At 61.7% G+C, this 26,401-nt stretch carries 26 protein-coding genes; 10 read left to right on the forward strand and 16 right to left on the reverse strand.

What is annotated here, in order from left to right; all coding sequences use genetic code 11:
• The first annotated feature begins 72 nt into the window (after positions 1-72).
• The 4 genes from ACR3YK_RS01535 to ACR3YK_RS01550 all read left to right on the forward strand — a co-directional run bounded on the left by ACR3YK_RS01535 (position 73) and on the right by ACR3YK_RS01550 (position 3,326).
• Complete coding sequence (locus tag ACR3YK_RS01535; RefSeq protein ID WP_486175498.1) at positions 73-765, forward strand: phosphocholine cytidylyltransferase family protein; 693 nt, start codon at positions 73-75, stop codon at positions 763-765.
• A 145-nt stretch (positions 766-910) separates the two neighbouring features.
• Complete coding sequence (locus ACR3YK_RS01540) at positions 911-1,711, forward strand: ABC transporter permease (protein WP_486175499.1); 801 nt, start codon at positions 911-913, stop codon at positions 1,709-1,711.
• Positions 1,711-2,454 carry an ABC transporter ATP-binding protein gene (locus tag ACR3YK_RS01545; RefSeq protein ID WP_486175500.1) on the forward strand — a complete coding sequence of 248 codons (744 nt, stop codon included), beginning with the start codon at positions 1,711-1,713 and terminating at the stop codon, positions 2,452-2,454. The genes ACR3YK_RS01540 and ACR3YK_RS01545 overlap by 1 nt, the downstream gene beginning before the upstream one ends.
• Positions 2,455-2,522: 68 nt before the next feature.
• On the forward strand, positions 2,523-3,326 hold the full coding sequence (locus ACR3YK_RS01550; protein WP_486175501.1) for a hypothetical protein: 804 nt from the start codon (positions 2,523-2,525) through the stop codon (positions 3,324-3,326).
• On the opposite strand, the gene ACR3YK_RS01555 is transcribed toward ACR3YK_RS01550, so the two are convergent.
• Complete coding sequence (locus ACR3YK_RS01555; RefSeq protein ID WP_486175502.1) at positions 3,323-4,615, reverse strand: CDP-glycerol glycerophosphotransferase family protein; 1,293 nt, start codon at positions 4,613-4,615, stop codon at positions 3,323-3,325. The genes ACR3YK_RS01550 and ACR3YK_RS01555 overlap by 4 nt on opposite strands.
• Positions 4,616-4,806: 191 nt before the next feature.
• On the opposite strand from ACR3YK_RS01555, the gene ACR3YK_RS01560 reads away from it, so the two are divergent.
• Positions 4,807-6,714, forward strand: a complete 1,908-nt coding sequence (locus ACR3YK_RS01560; protein WP_486175503.1) for a DEAD/DEAH box helicase — start codon at positions 4,807-4,809, stop codon at positions 6,712-6,714.
• Positions 6,715-6,911: 197 nt separating this feature from the next.
• On the opposite strand, the gene ACR3YK_RS01565 is transcribed toward ACR3YK_RS01560, so the two are convergent.
• The 6 genes from ACR3YK_RS01565 to ACR3YK_RS01590 form a co-directional block, all read right to left on the reverse strand.
• Complete coding sequence (locus ACR3YK_RS01565; protein WP_486175504.1) at positions 6,912-7,778, reverse strand: glycosyltransferase family 2 protein; 867 nt, start codon at positions 7,776-7,778, stop codon at positions 6,912-6,914.
• Positions 7,775-8,593, reverse strand: a complete 819-nt coding sequence (locus tag ACR3YK_RS01570) for a CDP-alcohol phosphatidyltransferase family protein (protein WP_486175505.1) — start codon at positions 8,591-8,593, stop codon at positions 7,775-7,777. The genes ACR3YK_RS01565 and ACR3YK_RS01570 overlap by 4 nt, the downstream gene beginning before the upstream one ends.
• 4 nt (positions 8,594-8,597) lie before the next feature.
• The gene (locus tag ACR3YK_RS01575) at positions 8,598-9,626 is read right to left on the reverse strand and encodes a glycosyltransferase family 2 protein (RefSeq protein WP_486175506.1); all 1,029 of its coding nucleotides are present in this window, start codon (positions 9,624-9,626) and stop codon (positions 8,598-8,600) included.
• Positions 9,627-9,758: 132 nt separating this feature from the next.
• Entirely contained in the window at positions 9,759-11,351 is a 1,593-nt protein-coding gene (locus ACR3YK_RS01580) for a S1C family serine protease (protein WP_486175507.1), read from the reverse strand.
• Between the two features lie 160 nt (positions 11,352-11,511).
• The gene (locus ACR3YK_RS01585) at positions 11,512-12,054 is read right to left on the reverse strand and encodes a PKD domain-containing protein (RefSeq protein ID WP_486175508.1); all 543 of its coding nucleotides are present in this window, start codon (positions 12,052-12,054) and stop codon (positions 11,512-11,514) included.
• A gap of 272 nt (positions 12,055-12,326) precedes the next feature.
• Positions 12,327-12,878 carry a hypothetical protein gene (locus ACR3YK_RS01590; protein WP_486175509.1) on the reverse strand — a complete coding sequence of 184 codons (552 nt, stop codon included), beginning with the start codon at positions 12,876-12,878 and terminating at the stop codon, positions 12,327-12,329.
• A gap of 94 nt (positions 12,879-12,972) precedes the next feature.
• Between ACR3YK_RS01590 and ACR3YK_RS01595 the strand changes: the two genes are divergently transcribed.
• Positions 12,973-14,175 (forward strand): aminotransferase class I/II-fold pyridoxal phosphate-dependent enzyme, encoded by a 1,203-nt coding sequence (locus ACR3YK_RS01595; protein WP_486175510.1) that lies wholly within the window; start codon positions 12,973-12,975, stop codon positions 14,173-14,175.
• Here ACR3YK_RS01595 and map read toward each other — a convergent pair.
• Positions 14,172-14,942: a type I methionyl aminopeptidase gene (map, locus tag ACR3YK_RS01600; protein ID WP_486175511.1), complete on the reverse strand. Its 771-nt coding sequence runs from the start codon at positions 14,940-14,942 to the stop codon at positions 14,172-14,174. The two genes, ACR3YK_RS01595 and map, sit on opposite strands and share 4 nt — an antisense overlap.
• 68 nt (positions 14,943-15,010) lie before the next feature.
• Between map and ACR3YK_RS01605 the strand changes: the two genes are divergently transcribed.
• Positions 15,011-15,274: a helix-turn-helix domain-containing protein gene (locus ACR3YK_RS01605; protein ID WP_486175512.1), complete on the forward strand. Its 264-nt coding sequence runs from the start codon at positions 15,011-15,013 to the stop codon at positions 15,272-15,274.
• On the opposite strand, the gene ACR3YK_RS01610 is transcribed toward ACR3YK_RS01605, so the two are convergent.
• From ACR3YK_RS01610 to ACR3YK_RS01640, 7 genes are all read right to left on the reverse strand, one after another.
• Positions 15,271-16,086: a carbon-nitrogen hydrolase family protein gene (locus ACR3YK_RS01610; protein WP_486175513.1), complete on the reverse strand. Its 816-nt coding sequence runs from the start codon at positions 16,084-16,086 to the stop codon at positions 15,271-15,273. The two genes, ACR3YK_RS01605 and ACR3YK_RS01610, sit on opposite strands and share 4 nt — an antisense overlap.
• Before the next feature lie 56 nt (positions 16,087-16,142).
• Positions 16,143-17,369 carry an NAD(P)/FAD-dependent oxidoreductase gene (locus tag ACR3YK_RS01615; RefSeq protein WP_486175514.1) on the reverse strand — a complete coding sequence of 409 codons (1,227 nt, stop codon included), beginning with the start codon at positions 17,367-17,369 and terminating at the stop codon, positions 16,143-16,145.
• A complete protein-coding gene (locus ACR3YK_RS01620; protein WP_009774276.1) occupies positions 17,369-17,560 on the reverse strand; it encodes a ferredoxin in 192 nt (63 codons plus the stop codon). Before ACR3YK_RS01620 ends, ACR3YK_RS01615 begins: the two co-directional genes overlap by 1 nt.
• Positions 17,557-18,435 (reverse strand): fumarylacetoacetate hydrolase family protein, encoded by an 879-nt coding sequence (locus ACR3YK_RS01625; protein ID WP_486175515.1) that lies wholly within the window; start codon positions 18,433-18,435, stop codon positions 17,557-17,559. Before ACR3YK_RS01625 ends, ACR3YK_RS01620 begins: the two co-directional genes overlap by 4 nt.
• Positions 18,428-19,339, reverse strand: coding sequence for a DODA-type extradiol aromatic ring-opening family dioxygenase (locus tag ACR3YK_RS01630; RefSeq protein ID WP_486175516.1), 912 nt, complete (start codon positions 19,337-19,339; stop codon positions 18,428-18,430). Before ACR3YK_RS01630 ends, ACR3YK_RS01625 begins: the two co-directional genes overlap by 8 nt.
• 2 nt (positions 19,340-19,341) lie before the next feature.
• Entirely contained in the window at positions 19,342-20,805 is a 1,464-nt protein-coding gene (locus ACR3YK_RS01635) for an aldehyde dehydrogenase (protein ID WP_486175517.1), read from the reverse strand.
• Between the two features lie 120 nt (positions 20,806-20,925).
• Positions 20,926-21,426, reverse strand: coding sequence for a MarR family winged helix-turn-helix transcriptional regulator (locus ACR3YK_RS01640; protein WP_486175518.1), 501 nt, complete (start codon positions 21,424-21,426; stop codon positions 20,926-20,928).
• A 146-nt stretch (positions 21,427-21,572) separates the two neighbouring features.
• Between ACR3YK_RS01640 and ACR3YK_RS01645 the strand changes: the two genes are divergently transcribed.
• Both ACR3YK_RS01645 and ACR3YK_RS01650 read left to right on the forward strand, forming a co-directional pair.
• Positions 21,573-22,817 carry a cytochrome P450 gene (locus ACR3YK_RS01645; RefSeq protein ID WP_486175519.1) on the forward strand — a complete coding sequence of 415 codons (1,245 nt, stop codon included), beginning with the start codon at positions 21,573-21,575 and terminating at the stop codon, positions 22,815-22,817.
• Positions 22,818-22,838: 21 nt separating this feature from the next.
• A complete protein-coding gene (locus ACR3YK_RS01650) occupies positions 22,839-24,209 on the forward strand; it encodes a pyridoxal phosphate-dependent decarboxylase family protein (RefSeq protein WP_486175520.1) in 1,371 nt (456 codons plus the stop codon).
• A gap of 27 nt (positions 24,210-24,236) precedes the next feature.
• Here the strand turns inward: ACR3YK_RS01650 and ACR3YK_RS01655 are convergent, their stop codons facing one another.
• Positions 24,237-24,944, reverse strand: coding sequence for a type 1 glutamine amidotransferase (locus tag ACR3YK_RS01655; RefSeq protein WP_486175521.1), 708 nt, complete (start codon positions 24,942-24,944; stop codon positions 24,237-24,239).
• 110 nt (positions 24,945-25,054) lie between these two features.
• Between ACR3YK_RS01655 and ACR3YK_RS01660 the strand changes: the two genes are divergently transcribed.
• On the forward strand, positions 25,055-26,401 hold the full coding sequence (locus ACR3YK_RS01660) for a glutamine synthetase family protein (protein ID WP_486175522.1): 1,347 nt from the start codon (positions 25,055-25,057) through the stop codon (positions 26,399-26,401).

Raw genomic sequence — 26,401 nt, forward strand, 5'->3', positions numbered from 1 at the left:
TTGCCAATCTCGGGTTAACAGCAGGTTAACCATGCGCTGTTCCCGAGCCCCAGAACTACTGAGGAGACCACCATGACTACACAGGTCGTAATTTTAGCTGCCGGTATGGGCAGCCGCTTGGGCCGCTCGCTTCCGAAGCCCCTAACTGAGCTCAGCGATGGCCGCACCATCATGCAGCAGCAGTTCGACAACATCCACCATGCCTTCGGCAACAACGTCAAGGTCACGATCGTTGTCGGCTACAAGCTTGAACACATCATCGAGGCGTTCCCCGAGGCATCGTTCGTTTACAACGAGCAGTACGATCAGACCAACACGTCGAAGAGCCTCATGCGTGCGCTTCAGGCCTCCGCTCCCGGTGGAGTGCTGTGGATGAACGGCGACGTCGTCTTCGACCCCGCCGCTCTTGAGCGTGCCGCAGCCATGGTCGCACGCGATCAGTCATTCGTTAGCGTCAACACCGCGAAGGTATCCGACGAAGAGGTCAAGTACACGACCGACGCTGAGGGCTTCATCAAAGAACTCTCCAAGACCGTCAAGGGCGGACTCGGCGAGGCTGTCGGAATCAACTACATCTCGCGCGATGCCAAGGCCACTCTGCTGCGCCACCTCAAAAAGGTCGGTGACCAGGACTACTTCGAACGCGGCATCGAGCTCGCGATCGAAGAAGACAACCTCCTCATCGAGCCCATCGACATTTCAGACCTCTACGCCATTGAGGTTGACTTCGCCGAAGACCTCGAGCGCGCCAACCTCTTCGTCTAGGCACACTTTTCGGCTTCCACAGCCACACAGTTTCGTCCGTCCCGCACTGAGTGCCGGGCGGACGTTTCTGGTTAAACCCAAGAACCGCTCACTCGGCTGCGAATGAGTGCGGCAGTTTGTCGAATTGCCCGTTTACTATAGGGGCGTGGCGAACACAGCACTGGGCCGATCTGCATGGTCTCCCCTCACCCGATACCGCCGCACACTCTGGTTGCTCACTGTGCGTGACCTCCGCGTGCGGTACTCCACGTCGGCACTTGGCTACGTGTGGAGCATCCTTGACCCGCTTGTCATGGCGGGCATCTACTGGTTCGTCTTCACGCAGGTGTTTGATCGCACCGTGGGAGAACAGCCCTACATTGTTTTCCTGCTAGCGGCCCTTCTTCCCTGGATGTGGTTCAACGGTGCAGTCTCTGATGCGACTCGCGCCTACCTTCGCGAGTCGAAGCTCATTAGGTCGACCAAGATCCCGCGCACCATTTGGGTCGCGCGCCTCGTGCTGTCAAAGGGGATCGAGTTCGTCGCGAGTCTTCCCGTCTTGGCGATCTTCGCGATCGCCAATGGTGCCGTTCTGCACTGGGAAGCACTGTACTTTGTGCTCGGTATCGCTCTACAAGCTGTGCTCACCATGGGGGTGGGTCTCATCGTTGCGCCACTGGTCGTGTTCTTCCGCGATTTGGAGCGAGCGGTGAAGCTAGCTCTGCGCTTCTTGTTCTACGCCTCGCCCATCATTTACGGGCTGCCGGACCTCAGCAAACTCGGGCTCGAAACTCTCGCCGCATTCAATCCGCTCGCTGGCATCTTCTCGCTCTATCGAGCGGCGTTCTTCCCCGAACAACTCAATGGGTACGCCGTCGTGATTTCGGCACTCATGAGCCTGATTTTGCTCGCTGTTGGAGCCCTTGTCTTCGCCCGCACCGAGCGCGCTGTTCTGAAGGAGATCTAGTGACAAGCGATAGTGTCATTCGGGTGGAGGACGCCGGCATCCGGTTTCGTCTCAACCGCCGCTCTCGCCGCAACTTCAAGGACCTCTTTGCGGGCCGCAAACGGCGCGCTCGCGCAGACGAGTTTTGGGCTCTCCGCAACGTAAGTTTCGACGTGACAGCCGGCGAAGCGATCGGCGTCGTTGGGCGCAACGGCCAAGGCAAGTCCACGCTGCTCAAACTGGTAGCCGAAGTCATGCTCGCCGACGAGGGCACCGTTCACGTGGGTCAGGGTGTTGCCCCACTCATCGAAATCACGGGTGGTTTCGTCGACGACTTAAGCGTGCGCGACAACGTCTATCTCACGGCAGGTCTGCACGGCATGACCAAGGCTGAGATCAACTCACGTTTCGATGAGATCATTGACTTCGCCGAAATCAAACGCTTTATCGACACTCCCTATAAGCATCTTTCGAGCGGGATGCGCGTGCGTATCGCCTTCGCCGTGATCTCACGGCTCGAGGAACCCATCATTTTGGTCGATGAGGTACTCGCCGTTGGCGACAAAGCATTCCGCGAGAAGTGCTACCGCCGCATCGAAGAGTTACTCGAGGGCGGTCGCACCCTGTTTTTTGTCTCCCACAACGAGCGAGATCTCCGTCGTTTCTGCACTCGCGGGCTCTATCTCGACAAAGGCGAGCTCGTGCTCGACGGGCCCATCAACGACGTACTCGCCCGCTACAACGAAGACTACGGTTCGCAATAACGTCACGGTTAGCAAACGCCTGAGACTGTCTCGGGGTGCCGTCAGTGAGCTCCGCTACGGTTGAAACCATGGCTTCCAGCGATCTGAGCACGTCACACCCCATGGTGGTGCGCGGCATTGACCGCGTACTCACCGTGCAGCGTCCCGTTGTGTTGGCGCACATCCGCAGCATCCGTCGCAGCAAACCGAACGCGACCCCAGATGAGATCATCACGGTGCTTGAACGACGGTATTTGGCGGCGGTCACCACCGGCGGCGCGCTCGTCGGAGCCAGCGCTGCGATCCCCGCGGTCGGCACCGGAGCGTCGCTTGCCCTCTCCGGAGTGGAAACCGCAGGATTTCTCGAAGCCAGCGCGCTTTTCGCTCAATCGATCACCGAGGTGCACGGCATTGTCGTCGATGACCCCGATCGCGCTCGAGCCCTGGTGATGACGATGGTGCTCGGCGGTGCCGGCAGCGATCTCGTGAAACAACTCGCGGCCCAAGCCACGGGCTCAGGAGCGGCGCGCTCCGCCTTCTGGGGTGAAACCCTTACCAAGAATTTACCGAGCGCCCTTGTTGGACCGATTGCCGATCGCCTCAAGAGAACCTTCCTTAAGCGCTACGCCGCCGCGCAAGGCACCAACGTGGTTGGTCGTCTTATGCCGTTCGGTATCGGTGCGGTCATCGGAGGCGGCGGCAACAACATTCTTGGTCGTCAAATCATCCGCAGCGCCCGCCAAGGATTTGGACCGGCGCCAGCAACGTTACCGTCATGGCTTGAGCCTGTGATCACGCTACCGAAAGCCGCGAAGCACCCGCGAGTGAAGGGAGAACGCAAGCGCCGGCTAGCGCTGCCCCGCAAGCCAGAGAATTCTGAGCAAAGCGACTAGTCCGCCTCCGGTGACTCGTCATCGTCATCCTCAAACGGGTCAACTTCGGTGACTTGACGGTCGCCGATGTGGATCTGCGCGTGACGGTGCCAGAGCGCCACTAGCGACTCCACCGCCTCGTGGAAGCGAGCGGTTGCCGAACCCGGCGTCGTGTCTCCGAAGTGACGTTCTGCCCAGTAACCCAAGCGTTCGCGTGCTTCTGTGTCGAACTGCACTCGCTCAGCAATGGCGAGAATGTCTCCTGCCTGATCGGCGCGCAGCCACTCGCACGCGCCGAGGTAGCCGCCCTCGTCGATCTCCGCATGCTCCGAAACCGGACGCGTAACCAGGAGAGGTTTACCCGTAGCGAGTCGGTCATAGACCATCGCCGAAACGTCGGTGATCGCAACATCCGCCGCCATCAACTGCCAGCCCATCTCTTTGCCGTCGTCATAGATGTGCTGCCCCGACGGATCCGATTCATTGGCTTCGGCGATCGCCGCGATGATCTCGATGTTGGCACGCTTGTAGTCGCGATTCACTACGCCGCTGCGCGGATGCGGCCGGTAGATCAGTCGATGCTTATCGCTGGCAAGGACAGCCTCCGCAAGAGCGACACCGTGACTTTCGATCGACCCATAGGCTGCGGCATCGCGGTCCCCTTCCCAGGTGGGCGCGTACAACACCACCGTACGGTCATCTGGAACGTAAGGAAGTTCGCCCGCGAAGTGATCGGCCTGCGGACGCCCGATGGGAATTGCCTTCTTCTTGAGGTCGAAATCCCAGAGCTTGTAGCTCAAGCGGTCCAGTGCAGCATTCCCGGCCACGAAGCTGTAGTCATAGGCCTTGAACTGGTTGGTCGTCATGTACATTTTGTCGCTCTCACCGTGATTGATGAAAACATGCCACATGCGGCCGTAGCGGAACATCTGAAAGTTCTTGGCGTTTTGATTGACGTAGAACACGATCTTCAACGGTTGCTCGGCAACAAACTGCTCGAGTTCAGACACTCGACGTAAATAGACAGTAGGCACGGGAGCTTCATCCCACAGGGCGAGCACCGAACTCGGAGAACGCGCGATGATAGCCACCGGAAAGCGCTTCGAGAGCTCCGCGAGAGGCGCGTACCACTGACGCATCTGGTACAAATTCACCTTAGTATCAGCGAAATAAACGGCAATGCTCACTGAGCCGGGAACAGGCAGCGGATGCTCATCCATCAGCCCGGCAACGCGTCGACGATTGCGTCGTGAGCGCAACATCGTGCGCACCACCTTGCGTGCGGTTTTGAAGTCCTTCAGAAGAGCCATGGTCACAATCAAATCACTGGAAGTCTGGTGCGCTAGCGCACCCGCCACACCGTTATCTAGCCGATGCTGATCCTTGAGCGGGTGCCTTAGCGATGCTTTCGATAGTACTCGTCTCATATTCGCGGCAGATTACTGGGGATGCGCCCTTAAAACCGCAAGTTGCTAGGGGTTAAGCAGGTACTGTTGACACAATGACCGATTCTGATTCAACCGCACCGTCTGAACCCACCGAGACCGCGATCACTTTCTCCGACCTCGCTCTCAGCGATGCGGTATTGAAAGCGGTCCGTGACATCGGCTACGAGACGCCTTCGGCTATCCAAGCAGCCACTATTCCCACTCTTCTGGAAGGGCGCGACGTCGTCGGCCTGGCCCAGACCGGCACGGGAAAGACCGCAGCCTTCGCGCTGCCGATTCTCTCGCGCCTCGATGTATCCCAGAGCAAGCCTCAAGCGCTCGTGCTCTCCCCTACCCGCGAACTCGCTCTGCAGGTGTGCGAGGCCTTTGAGAAATACGCCACTCACATGCGTGGTGTTCACGTGCTCCCCGTGTATGGCGGACAAGCCTATGGCGTTCAGCTCTCGGCGCTGCGCCGAGGCGTTCACGTTGTTGTCGGCACCCCCGGCCGCATCATGGACCACCTCGCCAAAGGCACCCTTGACCTTTCTGAGCTCAAGTACCTCGTTCTCGATGAGGCCGACGAAATGCTCAAAATGGGCTTCGCCGAAGACGTTGAGACGATCCTCGCCGACACCCCCGATGACAAGCAGGTTGCTCTCTTCTCCGCGACGATGCCCGCACAGATTCGCCGCATCTCCAAGAAGTACCTGAACAACGCTGAAGAGATCACGGTCAAGGCCAAGACCACTACCTCCGCCAACACCACCCAGCGCTACCTGATCGTGTCCTACCCGCAAAAGGTGGATGCCCTCACCCGCATTCTCGAGGTAGAAAACTTCGAAGGCATGATCATCTTCGTTCGCACGAAGAGCGAAACCGAAAACCTCGCCGAGAAGTTGCGTGCCCGCGGTTACTCCGCAGCTGCCATCAGCGGTGACGTTGCTCAGGCTCAGCGCGAGCGCACCGTCAACCAGCTCAAGTCGGGCAAGCTCGACATCCTGGTAGCTACAGACGTTGCTGCTCGTGGACTCGACGTTGACCGCATCAGCCACGTCGTAAACTTCGACATCCCCGTGGACACCGAGTCGTACGTGCACCGCATTGGTCGCACGGGTCGCGCCGGTCGCAGCGGTTCGGCAATCAGCTTCGTCACCCCTCGCGAGCGTCGCCTGCTGAACGCCATCGAAAAAGCTACGCGCCAGCCGCTCACGCAAATGCAGCTTCCCTCGGTTGAAGACGTCAACTCCACGCGTCTCACGCGTTTCGACGATGCCATCACCGAAGCACTCAACCAGCAGGCGCGCATCACTGCATTCCGCGACATCATCGGTCACTACGTAGAGCACCACGATGTACCCGAAATGGATGTTGCTGCCGCTCTGGCCGTCGTCGCTCAGGGAGAGACTCCTCTACTGCTCTCGGCCGAAGAAGAGCGCGCCCAGCGCTTTGCCGAGCGTGACGAACGCAAGGCACGCACTGATCGCCCCGAGCGCGGTGGCGAACGTGGCGATCGCCCCGAGCGTCGCCCGCGTTCCACGAAACCCATGGCGGCCTACCGCATCGAAGTTGGCAAGCGCCAGCGCGTTGAGCCCCGCCAGATTGTTGGCGCACTCGCCAACGAGGGCGGCCTCAGCCGTGACGACTTCGGACACATTCAGATTCGACCTGATTTCTCACTCGTCGAGCTGCCCGCTGACATGTCGCCGGATGTGCTTGACCGCCTGCGTGACACTCGTATCAGCGGCAAATTGATCGAGATCGCACCGGATCGCAAAGCGAACGGTGGCGGAGCGCGCTCCGCTGGAGGCAAATACCCCAGCCGTGACCGTTCCTTCGAGGGCGGTGCCCGTGCCAATCGTGAACGAGAGGCCGCTCGTGGATACAACAATCGTGACGGCGACCGCACAAGTGGCGGTTACGGTGCTGGCCGCGAAGGCGGCAGCTACAACGATCGCCCCAAGCGCAAGCCTCGCTCCTAGAGCGTGAACTCGCGAAAGCGCGGTACTTCACTTCGGTGAGGTGCCGCGCTTGTGCGTGGGCGGTGCGGTGCAGCGGACGGAGCGTCTGCGTGGGCGGCGCGGCGTGCGGTGCGGTGCGGCGTGCGGTGCGGTGCGGCGTGCGGTGCGGTGGGAGCGTTGAATGACGGATGCCGCGAGCGAAGCCGGTGTGGTGGTGGCTAGATCACGGGAGGGCGACCGGCACGCGCCATCCGCCCCACTGTTGCCCAGCCAATGCTGCAACGACCGCCGGGGTTCTCGCGCCAGCCGGCGAACCAGCCGCCCCACCACGCACGCATCCCCACGGGGTTCTTCGCCGAGCGCAGCACCTGGATGGCCGTCCAGCTGGCCACGTAGATGGGCACGAGGGGCACGGGCAGGTTGCGCTTAGCTAACCAGATGCGATTGCGTGCGTTGAGGCGGTAGTAGTAGCTGTGACGGGCGGGGTCGATGGCAGGGTGGTTCGCCAGGAGGTTTCCGGCGTACCAGGCCCTTTTACCGGCGCCCCACACGCGCCAAGCGAGCTCTATGCCTTCGTGAGCATAAAAGTACGGGTCGCCCCAGCCGCCGATCTCGTCGAAGAGCGGGCGCGGCATGAGAACGGCACCCTCCCACACGGAAAAGACGTCGCTGGAGTGCGCGGGGTCACCCTTGCGGATGCGTGGGATCCAGCGGCGCGGGTTCTCTTTACCCTCGGCGTCTTCGACACGCGGCTGCAGGAGTCCGATGCTGGGCTCGGCCTGCATGATCGCGATCGCATCGCTGAGAAATGTCGGTGACGGGATGCTGGCATCGTCGTCGAGAAAGAAGATCCAGTCCCCCTGCACGTGCTCCACACCGCGATTGCGGCCCGCTGGAATGCCCACGTTGGATTCGAGGTGAAGCCCACGGACGCCATCCGGAAGCCCGCTGGGCTGCCAGCCGTTGCCGACGACAATCACATCGAGTTCGACGCCTTGCTGTGTCTGCAGCGAGGCGAGGCCGCGCGCCAGATCGTCGGGGCGCTTGCCCTGGCTGAGCGAGACGACGCCAACGCGGTGGGTCATGAGCGAACGCGCTTGGAGGCCATGATGGCGACGAAGTGCCCGCCGAGCGCGAGCAGCGCCAACGGAAGCAAAATGAGCAGCACGGTGCGCTCAGCGGCCAGAGCAGGCACGAAGAGCGCGATGATGGCGGTGGCGAAGGCGATCATCGTGAGTTCGACCGAGTGGTACAGGCGGTGGAACGGCACGAAACGGGCGAAGCGGCGCAGCTTAGCGACGAGGCTGTGGCTCGGCTCGGCCTCGCCCTTGCGGTCGCTGAGCTTCTCAAGGCCAGCGTTGGCGCGCGCGACGTGAACCATATCGTTGAGCGCTTTGTTGAGCACGATGATGAGCGCGAGCGCGTAACCTGCGGTTGTCCAGGCGAAGTCTGCCGGGAAGTCGAGAGGCCAGCCTGCGGCTCGGATGCCCAAAGCGATCGGGATGAGAGCTTCGGTGCTGTAGTGCCCCACTTTGTCGAGGAAGACCCCGGCGGGTGAACGAGTGTTGCGCCAACGCGCGACTTCGCCATCGCTGCAGTCAACGAGCATCTGCAATTGGCCGAGGATCAGCGCGAGCGCAGCGCCGGTGAGTCCGGGGATGAGGAGTGCTGCGGCGGTGAGCCAACCGCTGAGAATCATGAGCCCGGTAACACCGTTAGCACTGATGGACGTTTTGAGGAGCATCCACGTGAGGTAGGGAGAGAGGTCGCGCAAATACAGTGACGCGGTCCAGTGCTCGGCGTTGGCGCGGAGCCGAACCTCGGGAGGTTGCGTTATCTCGCGCAGCTGAGCGATGGAGGCGGGGCGCGCAGCGGGCTGCGAGGGTGTGTGGGGGGACACGGTGTTACCTTCCCGTTTGCGCAGTGATATTTTTCGTGAGCTTCAGGAATCCGAGAATGAACCCACTGCCCCATCCGAAGTGGATGCACGGCAACACGATCAGATACCAAAGACCTGATCGTAGCCCCTCTTGTGCGGCAGCGACAGCGGTTGCCGCAACGACAAAGAGGCCATAGACGGCGGGGGCCGCGTAGGCGAGAGCGAACCAGTTGATTCCAGTGACGCTGCCGATGATGCCGATGACGAGTCCGATGGCGGTTCCGAGAACTGCGAGTGGTGGCACGAAGTAGCGCAGCGAGTTCGCGGTGCCGAAGCGGCGCGCGAGTTCGCCACGCCAGATTCCCGTAGCGACGAACTGACGGATGAGCTTGCGTAGATTCGAGCGCGGGCGATAAACGACTTCGAGTTCGGGGGTGAACCACACGGTGCCGCCGGTGGCGCGAAGGCGCCGGTTGAGTTCCCAGTCTTGGCCGCGTTTGATGTCTTCGTCAAAAAGGCCAACTTCAACGAGTCGGTCACGTTGGAAAACTCCGAGGTAGGCGGTGTCGGCGGGACCTTCGTCGCCGCCGGTGTGGTGCTGGGTTCCGCCAAGCCCTTCAGGCGAACCGTAGGCATGGGCTACCGCACGCTCAAACGGGGTTCGCCCTTGCGCCTTCATGATGCCGCCGACGTTGTCGGCTCCGGTGCGTTCGAGCGTTTCGACCGCGATGCGTGTGTAGTTGGTGGGGAGCACCGAGTGGGCGTCTACTCTCACCACGATGGGATGGGTGGAGGCCCGAATGGCGGCGTTGAGCCCGCCCGGGGTGGAACCGAGTTCGTTGGGGATGTGACGGATGCGCGGGTCGAGTCGCGCCATTTCGTCGATGATGGCGTTGGTACCGTCAACGCTCGGACCGAGTGCGAGCACGATTTCGAAGGGTCCTTCGTAGTCTTGCGCTGTGAGGCTGTCGACGGCTGCCTCGATGTGTTCAACTTCGTTGAGTACGGGCATCACGTACGACACACCAGTGAGGGCTTGAGCCTTCTTTGCCATGAGTTCCAATACGTAGGACCGGGTTGTCCGGTAGAGCTTATCGCGTCGCTTGCGATCAGCGGCTTTTCTACACACGTATGCGGCGTGCACGAGCCGAGGGGCTCGCACACGCCGCATGCGTGGTTGGTTCGGTTACTGGAGGGAACCGAGGGTCACGTCGACGGTGTATCCCTTGCCGTCGCGGACGTAGGTGAGGGGAACGGTTTCACCTGCCGAGTAGGCCCGCACTTGAGCAGTGAGGTCGGTCTTATTGGTGATGGGGAGTCCGTCGAATCCGGTGACGATGTCGCCTACCTTGAGTCCGGCGTCCGCTGCCGCTCCTCCGTTGGAGATGTCTACGATGCTTGCACCGACCACTTCGGCGTCGCTTTGGGCGGGGTCGTCGGTGACGTCGGCGACGGATGCTCCGAGGAGGCCGTGCGTTGCCGTGCCGGTTTCGAGGATTTCGTTGGCGACTCGGCTGGCGACGTTGGAGGGGATTGCGAACCCAACGCCGATGCTGCCTTCGTTCCCGCCGGAGGACGCGATCGCCACGTTGATGCCGATGAGTTCTCCTTCGGAGTTCAGCAGCGCTCCGCCAGAATTGCCGGGGTTGATCGCGGCGTCGGTTTGGATGACGGCGAGGGCAACGCTGGCTTGGCTGGTCGCCCCTTGACCGCCACGTTGGCCATTTTCACCGAAGAGGTCGAAGTTCCACAGGTCGGGCGCTTGGCTGTCGTCGGGCGCATCAGGGCTGATTTCTGGATCTTCCGGCAGTGCCGCGGAGGCGATGGTGATGCTGCGGTTGAGGGCGCTCACGATGCCGCTGGTCACGGTACCGGAGAGGCCGAGGGGGGCACCGATTGCGACCGTGTTGTCTCCCACGTTGAGTTCGCTGGAGTCGGCGATGTTGATGTAGGGCATGTCGCTTGCGTCGTCGATGTTGATGACGGCGATGTCGGAGATTGGGTCGAATCCGACGACGGTCGCCGCAAGAAGTCTGCCGTCGGCGGTGGTGACGGTGACTTTGGGGTCGGCGACTTCACCGTCGAGGGTGACGACGTGGGCGTTGGTGATCACGTTGCCGTCTTCGCTGATAATGACTCCCGAACCGCTGCCGCCGCTGTTCTGGCCGGTCACGTTGATGGTGACGATAGCGGGGGCTGCTTTGGCGACGACGGAGGTGACGAGGGTGGCGTTTCCGGGGTCGTTGACGGTGATGGATGCGGGGCTCGCGGTTCCGCTGACTGCTGATGTGGCTTGGTTGCCAACAGCCCACAGCGCGACGCCAGCACCGGAGGCTCCGCCGAGCAGGGCGACGATGGCGAATCCGGCGACGAGCCCGAGAGTCATTCGTGGTTTCTTGGTGGGGCCGGACTCTGCAGGGGGCGTCGTGGCGGCAGCGCCGAAGGCAGCGCCAGGAGCGTTGGAGGCCGCGGGGCCGCTGAGTGTGGGTTCGGCGTTCGTGGGCGCGATGCCCGAAGTGACGGGACCGGCGGGGGCGACTGCAGCTCCCGGCGTGATGGGATCGGCGGCGGGCGACGTCTCGACCGAAGCGCTTTCTGCCGCGTCGGTGGAGGAAATATGTGGGGGTGCGTTGTTGGCACCGGCGGCAGTTTCTGCCGTGTTCGCTGCGGCGGTGGAGGCCGCGGTGGTTTCGGGGGCGCTGGAGGGTTGAGGGGCGCTGGGTGCGCTGTCGTTGTCGGGTGTGTTGTTGGCGGTGGGTTCTTCGGGGACCTCGGTCATGGTGTGCTCCTTTCAGCGGTGCTAGCCTCCACCGCGAACCTGTGCATTCTATTTAGTTCGCCTGTGGGCTGGCTGCGCGGTTGACTTGAGGATTCTTGGTGATTTTCGCTGAAGTGCCAGTTTTGTGCGGTTTTTGTGTTGGGCCGCGTTCAGGTTGGGGCTAGCAGCCGATGCCGGTGGGGTTCGCGTTGCAGTCTTGATCAACGAGGACGGTGGTGGCATGGCCTGCGGTAGCAGTCAGCGGCGGGGCGACGATAGTGAGGGTCCCGACAACGTTTTGCCAGCTACTGCCGGCTACCCGATATTCGGCGGCGTAGGTCACGGCGAGGGTGATGGTGTAGTCACCGGGGGCGTCGTAGACGTGGCTGGTGGGGGTGGGATCGAATTCGGCGATCCGGTATTTGGCCCAGGTTCTGCCGGGGTTGCTGAGGCTAGCGGTACTGCCATCGCCGTAGTCCCAGTCGTAACCGATCGGGGTGAAGCGGACTTGGGCGGTGCCACCGAAAAGAGTGCCATCAACAACATGGGTGGATGCGGTGGCGTAAAAGTTGGTGTCGAGGCCGACGATCATCCACTGGTTGGGTTGCATTGCTGCGGTCGGAGGTTGCGGGCGGAACGTGGCGATGTCGGTGATACTGAGCGGGCCCGTTGCGTCGGTAGCTTTTGGCGGTGGGGTGCCGATGACCTTGCACCCCAGAGGCACGCCCTCGCCACATCGCAAGTTGACGACGGGCTCAGCAATGGGTTCGAGTGCGACACCTTCGGCGTCGCCAGATCCGCCGCCAGGAGTTCCTGTAACCCCTCTCGTGCCTTCGATGTCGACTGCGCCTGGACTAGTAGAGGCCTCTGTCTGGCAATCAGGGCTCCCGTTCAATTCCGCGCCTGCTTGACACGTACGAGCGGTGACGGAAACCGCCCCCTCCCCATATAGCGGCAGAACGATCAGAACAATTGAGACAAGTAGAAATGCGACCCTCAACAAGGAGCCTCATCCCAGACCTGACGATCGGAGAGCCGCAATCCATAAACGGGTGCATTGTAGTCAAAAGTGAGCTGCATAGTCCGAGGAGGGATGTCATCTTCCCGGACGCGCTTGCCATCGGAATCTACAAGAAAGGCTTCCGACAAGTCCTCACACGCATAGATCGTAATCACCTCCGAGGGCGAGCCATCTCGCGAATACCGTTGGAGTACCACTTGGTCATAAGTGATGTCAGCTGTCGATCGCTTTCCTTCGGCCGCGATCCCAGAGTAGACGTCTAGAGCGTCGGTCAGCTCCGTGCCTGCCGTGACGGCTTCAAGAGCAGACTTATCGACATTTCCAGTTCTCAACGCGTCGTTGATCACCCGCAGGTACTCCGCATACGCGGCCTCTGCCGCAGCCAGCGCCTCTTCGTCGGTCGCGTAGGGGGCCACGAAGGTTGCCGTCGGGGAAGGTGGGGGCGGAGCGTCGGTGGTCGTGCATCCGCTCAGCACAACTAAGAGGAGCACACCAACCGATGCGCGTACGAGGTTCGGTAGCCGCATACAACGACGCTAAACACCCGGCACGGTTCAGGCCCTCAACTTTCCACAACCAGACGCGGCATCCGGCACCGCAAGTAGCTAGGCTTGGCGCACGATGACAGTCACCGGATCTTGGGAACGCGCCGCCAATGGCGCCATGCTGCTCGGCGCCGATGGGCAGCTGAGCCAAACAATCTTCGCCGAAATGTCGGCCCTCGCCGTCACCAGCGGCGCTATCAACCTGGGCCAGGGGTTTCCCGATGAAGACGGCCCCATTGAAGTGTTGGATGCCGCCCGCAAGGCCATCAGCGACGGCACCAACCAGTACCCGCCCGGCAACGGTCTCCCCGTTCTGCGCAACGCGATCGCCGAGCACCAGCAGCGGTTCTACGGCATTGACGTTGATCCCGACACCGAAGTGCTCGCGACTGCCGGAGCCACCGAAGCCCTCGCCGCGACGATTCTCGCCCTCACGAGCGAAGGCGACGAAGTCATCACTCTTGAGCCGTTCTACGACGCTTACGGGGCCATGATCAACTACGCGCGCGCCACCCACGTGACGGTGCCGCTGCGCTCCCCGAGCTTCCAGCCCGACCATGACGACATCCGGGCCGCCTTCAGCGGGCGCACTCGCCTCATCATCCTCAACAGTCCGCACAACCCCACCGGCAGTGTGCTCGACCGGGCGACGCTCGAACTAATCGTCGAGCTCGCCCACAAACACGACGCGCTCATCGTGACCGACGAAGTGTACGAACACATCACCTTTGGCCACGAACACATTCCTGTCGCGAGCCTGCCCGGCGCATTCGAGCGAACGATCAGCATCTCCAGCGGCGGCAAGACGTTCAACACCACCGGGTGGAAGATCGGCTGGATCACCGCGCCCCAGCCCATCCTGCAGGCCATTATGGCCGTGAAGCAGTACCTCACCTACGTCAATGGCGCACCGCTACAAGTAGGCATCGCGACCGGACTCGGGCTGCCCGATAGCTACTTCACCGACCTTGCCAGCGGCCTCGCCCGCAAACGCGACACCCTCGGCGCCGGGCTGCGCAGCGCAGGTTTCGACGTCACCACGCCTCAGGCCGGCTACTTCATCATTGCGGATGCCGCACCACTGGGAGTCACGGACGGTGCAGATTTCTGCCGCATCCTTCCCGAGATCAGCGGAGTCGTCGGAATCCCCGTAACTGCATTCGTGCATCCGGCAAACCACGGCGACTACAACACGCTCATCCGCTTCGCCTACTGCAAGAAGTCCGACGTACTCGATCGTGCCGCGGCTCAGCTTTCGGGGATGAAGCTGCGCAACTAGCGAACGACGGTCAAGATCTCTGCACCATCGTCGGTGATGGCGATCGTGTGCTCGCTGTGGGCCGTGCGGCACCCGGTCGCGCTACGCAAAGTCCAACCGTCGGCATCCGTGACGAGTTCGTCAGTGTCGGCCATCACCCATGGCTCAAGCGCCAGCAGCATTCCTGAGCGAAGCGGGAAGCCCCGACCTGGTCGCCCATTGTTGGCAACGTGAGGATCCTGATGCATCGTGGAGCCGATGCCGTGACCGCCGAACTCCATGTTGATGGGGTACCCGGCCTCGCTCAGCACCGTACCGATAGCGTGCGAAATATCGCCGATGCGATTGCCCGGTCGCGCAGCGGCAATGCCTTCGACGAGAGCCCGCTGCGTGACATCGATCAATGCGAGGCTCTCGGCGGGCTGCGACTCCCCGACCACGAAACTGATCGCCGAGTCTGCCGCGACACCGTCGAGAATCACCGCAAGGTCAAGGGTGAGAAGGTCACCCTCCGCGAGCGCATAATCGTGGGGCAGCCCGTGAAGTACCGCGTCGTTCACGGCCGTGCAGATGTAGTGTCCGAACGGACCGCGCCCAAACGACGGTGCGTAGTCGACGTAGCACGAGGTAGCCCCGGCCTCCACGATCATCGATTGAGCCCAACGGTCAATGTCGAGCAGGTTAGTGCCGACCTTCGCTCGACCTTTCAACGTCTGCAAGATGTGGGCGACCAGAGCCCCCGTCTGCCTCGCACGAAACAATTCTTCCGGGCTAAGAATTTCGATCATTGAGGCCTCCACACCAGAACGTTTCGAATAACTATACCGGCCATATTATCCCGGTATAGAATCGACGCATGGTCCGATTGCCGCTCTCCCCCTCTGAAGTCAACCGCGGAAAACGCCTCGGTATGGCGCTGAGGCGCGGGCGAGGCGCACGATCGATCCTCGACACCGCCCTTGCCGCGGGTATCTCGCCCGAAACACTGCGCAAGATCGAGACGGGTCGCATCGCGACCCCAGCATTCCCCACCATCGCGGCCGTCGCCGACGCTATCGGGCTTTCTCTCGATGAGGTCTGGGCCGAAGTTCGAGAACCGGAACAGCGGCGCTCGGCCTAACGCTCCTCGAGCGGGTGCACTCCGTAGCGACGCAACGAGAGCGCGGGGTTGGTCGCGCGCACCTCGTCGAGGCGAGCGTGCTCGATGTGAGCGACAGCGACATCCGTGCGCTCCCCAATCGTCACGAGCTCCACGCCCATCGGGTCGACGACCATGCTGTTACCGACACCGATCGGCGGGGCATGGTCAGCAGCTGCGACAAAGACGGTGTTCTCGATGGCCCGCGCCGTGAGCAGCGTGCGCCAGTGGTACTCCTTGAGCGGACCACGCACCCACTCGGCGGGCACCACAATGAGGTTGGCCCCGGCATCCACCAATCGGCGTGACACCTCCGGAAAACGGATGTCGTAGCAAGTCTGCAAACCGACGGTGAAGCCCTCCCACGCGAAGGTCTGCGGCGCGCCAATCGACCCGGGAATGACCCAGTCAGATTCGCGCTGACCGAAGGCGTCGTAGAGGTGCTGTTTGCTATAGGTCGCGACAATGGCACCGGTGGGAGCAACCGCGACGAGGGTGTTCCAGAAGCGGTTATCTTCGTCACTCGACTGCAACATGCCCGCAGCGACATGAATCCGCAACCGCTGCGCGAGCGAGGTCAACGCCTGCACGAAAGGACCATCGAGAGGCTCGGCGGCCGTGACCCAGTCTTCGCCCATCGAGGCGGTGAAGTACGACGAGTACTCCGGAAAGATCACAAAACTCGCGCCACGCTCAACGGCGCGCTCAGCGAGCTCGGTGATCTGCGCGATGTTCTCATCGCGATCATGGCCAGGAACGAACTGGGCAACGGCGATAGTCGAAGCGGGAGTCATAAGCCCAGCCTACGACCCCGCTTCTCCACTGCCCAGAGACCGCGGTTCGAGTGCGGCTACGCGCCGCCCTCCGCAATCTGCTTGCGATACGGCAACAGCGCGGCCTTCAGGCCAATTCCGAGTACGCCCACGAGACGGCCGTCGCGGTAGTAACCCACGGCAGCTTGGTCGGTGAGGTCTCCCTCGAGCACGCGAATGTCGTCATCCGATACCAAACCCAAGAGACCGTAAGCCTGCAGTTTGATCTCGAACTGGTTCGACCAGAACGACGGCATCGGAGCGAAAGGCTTCGCCACCACATCGGCGAAGGATCCGTCGTCGGCGAGGTGCGCTGCGAGCACGGCGCCCGCACGCTTGCCGGTGTCGGTCGGGATGTTCCAGTGCTCGATTCGACGGGGAACGTCATCGAACATGGGGTTCGGGAAGCGAGCGATATCGCCCACAACGTAGACGTCATCGAGAGCACGACCGTCGGTCGTGACTGCGCGCATCGCGTTGTCAGCGAGAACTCCGTCGGAGACGTCGAGGTTCGTTCCTTCGAGCCACTCGATGTTGCAGTGCGAGCCAACCGACTCGATCACGACATCGGCCTCGATAACGCGGTCATCGCTCAGCACAACAGACTCAACTGCAGTCTCGCCGTTGATCGCTGCAACCGTGACGCCGGAGACAATCTCCACGCCCTCATCGGTGAGTCGACGACGCATTTCCTTCGCGACGAGGTCGCCCAACGGACGCATCATGGGCTCAGCACTCGGCGTCACAATCGTGACCGCGCAGCCGAGCTTGCGAGCGGTGGCGCTCAGTTCGCAGCCCAAGAAGCCCGAGCCGACGACAACCACGCGCGCACCCTCGGTGAGTTCGGCGCGCAGAGCCATCGCATCATCCAGCGAACGGACAACGTGACGCCCGGCGATTGCGGCAAAATCCAAGCGGCGAGCGCGCAGGCCCGTCGCGATAACCAGGGCACGCCACTCCTGCACAGACCCATCGTCGGTGGTGAGAGTGTGCGCATCGAGATCGACCGCAGTTGCCCGCACTCCGAGCATCCATTCGACGTCGCCCATTTCGGCACGCGACGGGAACGCCACAGCCTCGTGGGTCACATCGCTGGCCAACACCTCTTTAGAGAGGGGTGGACGGTTATAAGGCGCGTGAAGTTCTTCACCAACCACGCGGATAGCGCCGGTGTAGCCCGAACGGCGAAGAGACTCCGCCGCGCGCAGCCCACCCATCGCCGCACCGACAATTACGACCGGTGCGGCGGGGTTAGCCTCAGACACTATTCGACGATTCGGATGGCCTGCATCGGGCATACATCAACAGCGGCTTCGATGTTGTCACGCTCCGAGTCGGGCGCTTCGGCCACGTACTCGAGCTTGTCGTCATCGTTGAGCTTGAAGTTGTCTGGTGCCTCAAAAACACACTGGCCATAGTGCTGGCACTGGTTCATGTCGACTTCGATTTTGATCATCGCTTTTCCTCAATCTTCGATGGGTACAGATCCTTCGACGGAGTTCGAATTCCTCGGAACTCCCAGTCGCCACCCAGTGCGGTCGACATTACCTCTTCAGACTCTGTGGGCTGTGCCCCCACGTCGGTACGGATCGCAGTCGGACCTGTAACGATACGGTTCGTCAGCGTGCCCAGACCTTCAACTTCGACCTCAACAACGTCGCCAGGCTGCACCGGACGCGAGAACGCGGGCGTTCCCGAGAACAGCATGTCGCCGGGACTCAACGTGATCGTGCGAGCGATATCGGCCACGAGGTAGTTCATGTCCCACTCCATGTTGTTGGTGTTGTCGTCTTGCTTGACCTCACCGTTCACGATGGTGCGCAACTGCTTGCCGCGGAAATCCCAATCCGTCACAAGACCGGGGCCGACAGGAGCGAGCGTGTCGCTGCCCTTGACTCGAAGCATGGAACCGGCATCCGTGTCGCGGAAATCGTGCAGACCGTAGTCGTTACCGATCGAGTAGCCGGCGATGTAGTCGCTGGCCTGGTCGGGCGAAACATTGCGGCACGTACGGCCGATCACAATGACGATCTCGCCCTCGAAGTTCAACCACTTGCAGCCCTCAGGCCGCACGACATCACCCTTGTGAGCGTTGAGCGCGGTGACCGGCTTCTGAAAGTAAGTCGGCGCAGCGGGCAGCTTTGTCATGAACTCTTCGGTGCGGCTGGCGTAGTTCAAGTGCACGGCGATGATCTTGCTCGGCTCGGTCGGCGGCAGGTGAATTGCCTCGTCGACTCCCACCTCGCGGCCATCACCGGCGACGAGAACGTCACCGTGACGCGTTACCTGCGTCGGGTAGCCATTAAGAAGTACTCTGCGGAACTCAGTCACGAGAAAGGACCACATCCTTTGCTGCCGGGAAGCCGCCTTCGGGCTTCGGGAACCAGACGTGCACCTGACCGGTGCCGATCGAATTTTCGTACTCGCTGTACATCACGCCAGGGGCGGTGCAGGCTTCTTCGCCGATCGCACCCGCGGTCATGAGCCAGTGTCCAAACATGGCCTCGGGGCGCACCTTCTGGAACGCGGGCATGGTCTGCAGCACCTGAGCGTGGTCGCCAGCTTTGAACCAGTCGAGGCGTTCGTAGTCTGCCTCGCGGGCAGCATCCGAGAAAATGTGGGCCGGATCGGCCATCTCGTGCTTGCGCAGATCGCGCAGCTTGTAGAACGTGTGCGAGAGCGCTCCCGAGGCGAGCAGCATGACGCGGCGATCGCTCTTGGCAATCGCTTCGCCAATGGCACGACCTGCCCGAAGGAAGTCTTCATCGGTCGCGGTCTGGCAGATGGAAACGCTGACCCACTTCTTGTCAGGAAGCCCCTTGCCGAGGTACTCCCACAGGTTGATTGTGGCGTACATGATCGGCAGGTACTCGTCGTCGATCGGGGTGATCCAGGTGCCGTTCTTTTCGGCCTGCTCCCCCATGAGTTTCGCGAGCTCGGGGTCGCCGATGAAGTCGTACGGCACCCCGCTCATTCCGCGGGGCAGTTCTTCTGACGTGAACTTGCCGTGGCGACGCTCGTGCGCCGTAACGACGAATTCAACCGTGGTCGCCCAGTGGCTGTCGAGCACGACAACAGTGTCGTAATCGTCGTTCTCGAAGTAGTCCTTGCGGAGTCGTTCGAGGCCTTCAACGAGCGTTGAGTCCTTGCCCTCATTGAGTTCCATACGGATCTCTTTGGGCAACATGATTGTAGGTACGTGGGCGATCAGCCCAGCGCCAACTACTTCTCCCATGACTATTCCTTCCATCCGTTCGGTGAAACCACCGTGTTCTTTACATCTGCGTAGAAATCAAACGACCACGTGCCACCCTCGCGACCAACACCCGACTTCTTGGATCCACCGAAAGGCGCTCTCAAGTCACGCACGAAGAAGCAGTTGACCCAGATCGTTCCGGCGACCAGTTGCTTGGCGATCACGTCAGCGTGCTCGCGGTTTCCCGAGACGAGAATGGCAGCGAGTCCAAACTCGGTACCGTTTGCCATCGCGACGAGTTCGTCGTCCGTCGAGAAGGTCTGCATCGTCAGCACCGGACCGAAGACTTCCTGCGTGACGATCTCACTACCGACCTCGGGGTTCTTGACGAGTGTCGGCGAGAAGTAGAGCCCACCAAGTTCGGCGTTCGGCTCACCACCGAGAACAATGTTGGCTCCGCCTTCCTTCGCGCGATCAACGAATCCCTTGATGCGCTCAAAGTGCACGCGGTGAACCTGCGGCCCGATGTCGGTTTCGATGTCGCGAGGGTCCCCCTGACGCAGGGTCGCAACCTTGGCCTTGAAAGCCTCGGCAAAAGCATCCGCAATGTTCTCGTGAACGAGGATGCGTGTGCCGGAAAGGCAGACCTGGCCAGCGTTGTCGTATTGCTCGACCGCGAGAGTTGCGGCGAGCTCGAGGTCGGCGTCTTCGAGGACGATGCACGGGCTCTTGCCGCCGAGTTCGAAGCTGCAGGGGGTGAGGTTGTCGGCGGCGGCACGGGCGATCGACTTGGCGGTCGGCACCGAACCGGTGAACGAGATGCGGCTGAGGTCGGGGTGAGCAACGAGCGAAGCGCCCGCTTCTTTTCCGTAGCCCTGAACCACGTTGAAGACGCCGGCGGGCAGACCAGCTTCGACGGTGATGTCTGCCAGTAGCGATGCCGTGAGCGGCGTCCATTCGGCCGGCTTGAGCACAACGGTGTCTCCCGCGGCAAGCGCCGGAGCGATTTTCCACGTAGCGAGCATGAGCGGCGCGTTCCACGGAGTGATGAGCGCGGCGACTCCCGAGGGGTCCCACGAGACGTGGTTGTTGTGGCCGCGAGTTTCGAAGTCCGGATGCCCGAGGTCGTTCACGAGGTAGTCGGCGAAGAACCGAAAGTTGTGGGCCACGCGCGGCATCACACCGCGCAGGTGGCTGCGCAGGAGCGCCCCGTTGTCCATCGTCTCGACGTTGGCAAGTTCGGAGACGCGCTCTTCAACGAGGTCGGCAATCTTGTGCATGATGGCTGCCCGGTCTTGCGGGCTGGTGGCTGCCCATGCGGGGAATGCTGCGCGAGCGGCAGCGACAGCCAGGTCGACTTCACGCTGACCGCCGCGGGAGATTTCTCCGAGGGGGCTGGCGTCGATCGGTGACGTGTTGGTGAACGTCTCGTCTGAGGCGACGCGTTTTCCATTGATGAAGTGCCGCGTATCGACGGTCACTCCGGCTACTTGAACGTTGGTCATAGTTGTCCCGTCTCGAATCGCTCGCCGTTAAGTCATTCGGATACTAATGACTTACCTTAGCGAGTGATTAGACCCCAAACAAGCGTTGAAGACAACAGATCACCAAAAAACGTGCTTTATCTAAGGCTTGGGCTCAACACCCGCCGTAATGAGGCGCAGCATCTCCGCGAGCTCTTCGCGACGCTCCGGAGCGACTGGCCCGGTAACGGCTTGCTCTTGCACGTTGAAGGCGGGGAACAGCTCGGTCATGAGTTCACGACCACGATCAGTGAGAGTGACGACGACGAGGCGGCCGTCGGTTGCGCTTCGCTCCCGAATCAGCCAGCCACGACGCTCAAGAGTGGAGAGCACACCGGTGAGGGTCGCCTTGGAGAATCCACCCTCGAGCGCGATTTGACGGGTTTCGATGGGCTCCCAGATCCACGTAACCCACAACACCACGAATGCCGTCCACGACAGGTTGTGTTCAGAGAGCACGGTGCGCTCGAAGTGGTTTCGTACCGCGTTAGCGGCGCGAAACAGGTTCGACGCAACTGCCATTGCTGAATAGTCGAGCGGCAGGCCGCCGACTCTCGCCTGTACTTGGCGTTCGGTTTCAGTGAGTGTGTGTGGTCCGGCCACGGAGGGTCCCCTCGCTCGCATTTAGCTGCGGTTACTCTATCCAACCCCTGCCGTCTATAAAGATTTGTGGCAAATACTCGCAGAAACTTGTTCCAGTATCGTATTGTTTGTATCCAAACAACCCACGGAGGATTGAGTTGACTTCAATGGCGAACGTCACCCTGGCAGACCTAGATCTGTTCGAAAATGGCACACCCTGGAACGTGTTCGACAAGCTTCGGGCAGAGGCTCCGGTGCACTGGTCAGAGGAACCAGCGCCCAACCACGGCTTTTGGTCGCTCACCCGCTACCACGACATCGTGTCCGTACTCCGGGACACCGAAACCTTCTCCAGCGAGCGCGGTACGGTCAACCTCGAAGAGCTCGACGACGAACAAATCGAAGCCCGTAAGTCGATGCTCGAAACCGATGGCGTTCGTCACCGCGCGCTTCGCCGCCTCATGCAGGGCGAGTTCACTCCCCGCGCGGTCGCCGGCTACGAAACCTTCCTCCGCGGCCTCACCGCCAGCACCCTCGATGCCGCCTTCGCTAACCCGGAATTCGAGTTCGTCGACCAAGTGGCTGCCGACTTCCCGATCCGTGTTCTCGCCAAGATGCTCGACGTACCCGACACCGACATTTACAAACTGATCGACTGGGGAAACCGGATGATCGGAAACGACGATCCGGAACACGCTGACGTCCTGGCGAGCTCCGCCGAGAGTGAAGAGTTCCGCCTTCTGCCCTTCCGCTCCCCCGCCGCTCGAGAGGTTTTCGAGTACGGCAATGACCTCGCCAACCAGCGTCGCGGCAAGGACGGCAACGACCTCGTGTCTCGCCTCGTCAACCAGACGCCGATGGACGGCCAAGAGCTCAGCGAGCGCGACTTCAACAGTTACTTCCTGCTACTCGTCGTTGCCGGCAACGAAACCACGCGCCACACCATTACGCACTCCATGAACTACCTCATGGACAACCCCGACCAGATGGCACTCCTGCAGGAGAAGCCCGAGCTCATCCCGTGGGCTGTCGAAGAGTTCCTGCGCATGGCCAGCCCGGTTTACCACTTCCGTCGCACCGCGACGAAGGACACCGAAATCAATGGTCAGGCCATCAAGGAAGGTCAGAAGGTTGTCACGTGGTTCGCCGCCGGAAACCGTGACCCCGAGATCTTCGAAAACCCCTACCAAATGGATGTCACCCGCAACCCGAACGAGCACATGGCGTTCGGTCGCGGTGGCCCGCACATGTGTCTGGGAAACTCACTGGCCCGTCTCGAAATCCGTATCATGTTTGAGAACCTGTTGCCCCGAATCTCGGGAATGACGAAGCTCAGTGAACCTGACCGTCTGCGCAGCAATTTCGTCAACGGAATCAAACGACTCCCGGTACGCGTCGAATTAGCAAAGTAGGCACATGAGCGAGGTAGTTGCATGAGCGAAGTGCGGCCACAAGGCAGACCCCACGCAGTCTGGGGCGACGAGACTGAAGTAGTGCAGCTCGCCCTCGACTGGACCTCCAAAAGAATGGTCCGCGAAACCGACCCCTATTCCACAGCGCGGCCGGCGGCCGATCTGGCGGCCGCGGTTGGTCACGCGATCCGTCCGGAAGGGATCGGCGGCGCAGAAGCGCTCCGGATTTTTGACGAGATTCTGGAACCGGCAACGCGGGCTCAAGATGACCCGCTGAACCTCGCATACATCGCCGCCGCGCCCACGCGGGCGGCGGTCGCCTTCGACCTCGTCACCAGCTCTGCCAACATTTTCGGCGGCCTTTGGGAGTCCGGCGCGGGTGCAGTCTTTGCCGAGAACCAAGCACTGCAGTGGATCATCGGCCTGCTCGATTGGCCCGAGACAGCCGGCGGCACCTTCGTCTCTGGTGGTACCTCGGGCAACCTCTCGGCGCTCATGACTGCCCGCGAAACCGCCAAGACGCGTCGCGGCGGTCGCCCCGCTGGCGGTTGGCAGCTCGCGTATACCTCCAACGCTCACTCCTCGATCAACTCGGCCGCGAAAGCGCTCGATGTTGACCGGGTCGATGTGCCCATCGATGACCGCGGACACATGACCGGGGCAGCCCTGCGGGCCGTTCTCGAACAGAACCCGAACGTGTTCGCCGTGGTGGCATCCGCTGGAACGACCAATGAGGGCCTCGTCGATGACCTTGCCGACATCGCCGACGTCTGTGAAGAGTTCGGTGTCTGGATGCACGTGGATGGTGCCTATGGCGGCGCGGGGCTCGCCGCCCCGAGCATCCGCCCCATCTTCACCGGCATTGAACGCGCCGACAGCTTCATCGTCGACCCGCACAAGTGGCTCTTTGCGCCCTACGACTGCTGTGCGCTGATTTATCGCGAACCCGAGCTTGCCCGGGCCGTGCATTCTCAGCACGCCAGCTATTTGGATGCCATCGACCGCAACGAATGGAACCCCAGCGAGCTCGCCCTGCACCTCTCGCGGCGCGTGCGCGGACTTCCTCTGTGGTTCAGTCTCGCCACCCATGGCACCGACAAGTATCGGGACGCGATCGAAGCCTCCGTATCGACCGCGCGTGCGGTCGCCCAGGCTATCGATGAGAGCGACTACCTCGAACTCGTGCGCGAGCCCGAGCTCTCGGTGCTGCTGTTTGTGCGCACCGGGTGGACGGCAGAACAGTATTCCGTCTGGTCGAAGCACGTCGCGCACGACGGTGTCATCCTCTGCGTGCCGACGAAATGGCGCGGCCAGACTGTGCTGCGGCTCGCATTCGTGAACCCTGACACCGAAGCATCCAAGGTGATGGCGGCGCTGGAGACCCTACGCTAGCGCGATGCGCCGCCCTCAGGGGCTCCTTCAGCGGAGCTTGGCTACGCGGTCGAGGAAGGCGTCGACGAGAGCCGCTGTACGCTGTGCGGCGACGTTCTCTTCGGCCCGCGTCTGAGCGAGCATAATCTGAGGATCTTGACCACTTGCAATCACTTCGTTGATTCCGCCTTGGTCTAGCCAGCCTTGAAGGATCGCGGTGTTCAATTCGGGGTGAAACTGCAGCGCCAAGCTGCGACCAAAAGTGAAGGCTTGCGGCGCTACAGGGTTGCGGGCGATCTCGACGGCGCCTTCGGGCATCGTCCACTGGTCGTAGTGGAACTGGAACCACGGGCCGTTGGAGACCAGCGAGGTGTCATCGCTATGAATGGCGGTCCAACCGATCTCCGACTTCGCACCGCGGGCAACCGTGCCGCCGAGCGCTCGTGCGATGAGCTGGCCGCCAAAACAGATGCCCAACACCGGGATGTCCGCCTCGATGGTGGAGCGCACCCACTCCAGCTCTGGAGTCAACCAGTTGCCAATGCAGCCGTCATCCCAGGCGCCCCACGGGGCCCCCATGGGAACGACAAGGTCGTAGCCCGAGACATCCGGAAAATCAAAATCAACATTCGGGTTCTCGAAGTTCTCCTCAGTGACAACCATGATCTCGTCAATGTCGAAGCCGCGTTCGCGCAGCCGATCGCCCACGGGGCCGCTGGCGGTGACGTGATCATGTTGTACCAAGAGGGCTCTCATCTGTGTACCTTTCCGGTAAATTTCCCGCGATGAGTAGACAGCCACACCGCTCTGTGGCTTAGTATCTCACTAATCGTTCAGTGCCGAACGATTTATTTTTCGGAGGAAGAATGACTCTCGACATAGCAGCACTCCAGACAGATCTGCAGGCCAAAGGGATTGATGTTCTGCGCCTGATCTTTCCGGATGTACTGGGCATTACCCGCTCCAAAGATCTCCTCGTCAGCCAATTGCACCGCGCGAAGTCTCCCCTGTTCTGCCAGGGCGTCTGGGTAACCACCACCGGCGGCGACGTGCTCGACGGAAACGACATCATGTCGTCTGGACTGCCCGACCTTCTCACTCAGATCGACCCGAACACCCTCACGATGATGCCGTGGGAACCTGGAGTTGCCCTCGTCGTTGGCGACGCTTTCAACCCCGACCACAGCGTCAGTGAAATTGCACCCCGTTCAGTGCTGCAGAAGGTCATCGCCGATTACGCCGCCCTCGGACTCACCCCCACCGTGGGCCCGGAGCTGGAATTTTACATCGCCAACTACGACGAAGAGAACGGCTGGAGCCGCAGCCTCAGTCGCACGGGTCGCGTCTACACGACCGGCGAAAGCGTCGACCCCGGCGGCGAGTTTCTGAACCTTATGCGCATGCTCGACGGCATGGACATCGGCGTCTTCGCCGGCAACCACGAATTCAGCCCCTCGCAGTACGAGATCAACCTCTGGCACAGCGAGGCACTGGATGCCGCTGACCGCACCTTCCTCTTCAAGACCGCAGTGCGTGACATCGTCGCTCGCACCGGCAAGCACGCCCTCTTCGTCGGCAAGCCCTGGGACGACGAAGGTGGCAGCGGATTCCACCTGCATTTCTCGGTCGTCGACAACGACGGCAACAACATCATGTCGGATGGCGGCTCTGGGCTCTCAGAGATGGCCAACCACATGATCGGCGGCATCCTCGAACACGCTGGCTCACTCGCGGCGCTCTCGAACCCGACCGTCAACGCGTACAAGCGTCTCGGCCCCGACACCCTGGCTCCGTACCGCGCCAACTGGGGCCACGACAACCGCAGCGCGATGCTGCGGGTTCCGCCCGAGCGCGGCGCGGGCACGCGACTGGAAGTTCGCCTCGGCGACCCGGCAGCGAACCCGTACCTGCTCATCGCATCCACTCTGGCTGCCGGCCTCGACGGCATCAAGCGCAAGCTCACGGCCCCCGCAGCGGTCGAGGGCTGGGCCTACGAAGACGAGTCGGCACCGGTCTTACCGATGACGCTTAACGCCGCGCTCGACGCTCTCGACGCCGACACCGTGATGCGCGAGACCATGGGCAGCACGGTCATCGATGTCTTCAGCGTGCTGAAGCGTGACGAAGTGATGCGCTACGAAGACGCCGTGGCCGACAAAACCACGCGAGAGGTGAGTCAGTGGGAGATCGACGAGTACTTCGCCGACTACTAA

Source organism: Salinibacterium sp. 10G20-15 (assembly GCF_057365065.1).

Excerpts from the sequence above, each read along its gene's own strand:
- ACR3YK_RS01650 (WP_486175520.1), top strand. The coding sequence starts at position 22,839 with ATGAGCGAAGTGCGGCCACAAGGCAGACCCCACGCAGTCTGGGGCGAC.
- ACR3YK_RS01555 (WP_486175502.1), bottom strand. The coding sequence starts at position 4,615 with ATGGCTCTTCTGAAGGACTTCAAAACCGCACGCAAGGTGGTGCGCACG.
- ACR3YK_RS01660 (WP_486175522.1), top strand. The coding sequence starts at position 25,055 with ATGACTCTCGACATAGCAGCACTCCAGACAGATCTGCAGGCCAAAGGG.
- ACR3YK_RS01605 (WP_486175512.1), top strand. The coding sequence starts at position 15,011 with ATGGTCCGATTGCCGCTCTCCCCCTCTGAAGTCAACCGCGGAAAACGC.
- ACR3YK_RS01595 (WP_486175510.1), top strand. The coding sequence starts at position 12,973 with ATGACAGTCACCGGATCTTGGGAACGCGCCGCCAATGGCGCCATGCTG.
- ACR3YK_RS01610 (WP_486175513.1), bottom strand. The coding sequence starts at position 16,086 with ATGACTCCCGCTTCGACTATCGCCGTTGCCCAGTTCGTTCCTGGCCAT.
- ACR3YK_RS01535 (WP_486175498.1), top strand. The coding sequence starts at position 73 with ATGACTACACAGGTCGTAATTTTAGCTGCCGGTATGGGCAGCCGCTTG.
- ACR3YK_RS01655 (WP_486175521.1), bottom strand. The coding sequence starts at position 24,944 with ATGAGAGCCCTCTTGGTACAACATGATCACGTCACCGCCAGCGGCCCC.
- ACR3YK_RS01575 (WP_486175506.1), bottom strand. The coding sequence starts at position 9,626 with ATGGCAAAGAAGGCTCAAGCCCTCACTGGTGTGTCGTACGTGATGCCC.
- map (WP_486175511.1), bottom strand. The coding sequence starts at position 14,942 with ATGATCGAAATTCTTAGCCCGGAAGAATTGTTTCGTGCGAGGCAGACG.
- ACR3YK_RS01565 (WP_486175504.1), bottom strand. The coding sequence starts at position 7,778 with ATGACCCACCGCGTTGGCGTCGTCTCGCTCAGCCAGGGCAAGCGCCCC.
- ACR3YK_RS01560 (WP_486175503.1), top strand. The coding sequence starts at position 4,807 with ATGACCGATTCTGATTCAACCGCACCGTCTGAACCCACCGAGACCGCG.
- ACR3YK_RS01620 (WP_009774276.1), bottom strand. The coding sequence starts at position 17,560 with ATGATCAAAATCGAAGTCGACATGAACCAGTGCCAGCACTATGGCCAG.
- ACR3YK_RS01635 (WP_486175517.1), bottom strand. The coding sequence starts at position 20,805 with ATGACCAACGTTCAAGTAGCCGGAGTGACCGTCGATACGCGGCACTTC.
- ACR3YK_RS01580 (WP_486175507.1), bottom strand. The coding sequence starts at position 11,351 with ATGACCGAGGTCCCCGAAGAACCCACCGCCAACAACACACCCGACAAC.
- ACR3YK_RS01590 (WP_486175509.1), bottom strand. The coding sequence starts at position 12,878 with ATGCGGCTACCGAACCTCGTACGCGCATCGGTTGGTGTGCTCCTCTTA.
- ACR3YK_RS01630 (WP_486175516.1), bottom strand. The coding sequence starts at position 19,339 with ATGGGAGAAGTAGTTGGCGCTGGGCTGATCGCCCACGTACCTACAATC.
- ACR3YK_RS01645 (WP_486175519.1), top strand. The coding sequence starts at position 21,573 with ATGGCGAACGTCACCCTGGCAGACCTAGATCTGTTCGAAAATGGCACA.
- ACR3YK_RS01550 (WP_486175501.1), top strand. The coding sequence starts at position 2,523 with ATGGCTTCCAGCGATCTGAGCACGTCACACCCCATGGTGGTGCGCGGC.